Here is a 434-nt window from a genome sequence, read left to right as displayed (position 1 = left end):
CCGCGCCGGAGAAACAGCCCGATGCCGAGTAAGCCCGCCACTCCGATCACGATCGACGCGGTCTATGCCGCGCCGGGCTATCTGTTCCGGCGCATGCAGCAGATCGCGGTCTCGATCTTCATGGAGGAGTGCAAGGCGTTCGATCTCACCCCGGTGCAATATGCGGCGCTGATCGCGATCCACACCCATCCCGGCATCGACGCGACGCGGCTCTCGGCCGTGATCGCCTTCGACCGTTCCACGCTCGGCAGCGTGATCGAGCGGCTCCAGGCCAAGGACTATATCGAGCGCAAGCCGGCGCCTGAGGACAAGCGGATCAAGCTGCTCCACCTCACCAAGTCGGGCGCCGCGATCCTGCGCGAGATCATTCCCGCCGTCGAGCGTGCCCAGGCGCGCATGCTGGAACCGCTGAAACCCACAGACCGCAAGGCGCT

Annotated in this window: 1 protein-coding gene; it reads left to right on the top strand. The window is 65.9% G+C overall.

The annotated features are described in order from the left end of the window. Positions 1-21 precede the first annotated feature (21 nt). A partial coding sequence (locus RAD16_RS41445) for a MarR family winged helix-turn-helix transcriptional regulator (protein WP_458163741.1) occupies positions 22-434 on the top strand: 413 nt, incomplete at its 3' end.

This window comes from Bradyrhizobium sp. 18BD (assembly GCF_054185225.1).
This window is presented reverse-complemented; position numbering and strand designations above follow the sequence as displayed.